The sequence below is a fragment of the Arthrobacter sp. Y3223164 genome (assembly GCF_059091005.1).
Genome location: NZ_JBNHGF010000737.1, coordinates 1 through 714 on the forward strand (window position 1 = coordinate 1; position 714 = coordinate 714).

The window sequence follows — 714 nt, forward strand, 5'->3', positions numbered from 1 at the left end:
GTCCGTGCGGGCGGATCTGGCCGGCGCGGCCGCGGCCTGGGTCTCGCCGGCCGGCAAGGCCTTCAGGGCGCGACTGTACGAGTACCGCACCGGTATGGCGGAGGCGGCTGAACTGCTCAGGCTCGCGGCAGCCGCGGTGAGTGCGGCAGAGGCGGCTGCCGACGCGGCCCAAACGGCGGCGGCCGCCATGTACGGCCCCCGGCCGTGACATCCGGGATCCGGACGGCCTGTGCCGGAGATGCACGGTGGCTGACGACGACTGGCTGCCCGGCGGAGCCCGGTGGCGGGAAGGAGGCACCTGTTCCCGCCGGTACGCCGGCTATCGGGTTGCCGGCGGTATTGGCGGGGTCACGTTTGAGTGGGAGGAGCTGGCTTCGGCAGCCGTCCGGCTGGAGTCGGCCGCCGCCACCATCGGCGACCTGTGGCGCGAGCTCCTGTCGGTGCAACTGCTGCTGGCCGATCCGCGCTGGACGCTGCTGCCGGAGCGGTGGGTGGCCGAAAAGGCAGTCCAGGCTGCAGCGGGATCGTTGGCGGCCCTTGCGGACAGCGCTGGGGCATTAGCCGGAAAAGTGCGGTTGGCTCACGGGACCTATTTGGCAACCGAGCAGGCCGTCTCCGCCGCGCTGCAGGCGGTCGACTCGGCCACCTGGTGGGCGACGGTTCCGCTCGGCATGGCCGTCAACGAGGGGCTGCCGACCCGGGCGGGCGGCGACC

At 73.0% G+C, this 714-nt stretch carries 1 protein-coding gene and 1 pseudogene; both read left to right on the forward strand.

All coding sequences use genetic code 11. From position 1 onward, the window contains the following. Nucleotides 1–208 (forward strand): hypothetical protein (locus tag AC5RUJ_RS17705; RefSeq protein ID WP_494156441.1); only part of this gene is annotated, 208 nt, incomplete at its 5' end. A gap of 37 nt (nucleotides 209–245) precedes the next feature. After that, nucleotides 246–714 (forward strand): annotated as a pseudogene (locus AC5RUJ_RS17710) (hypothetical protein); the annotation flags it as partial.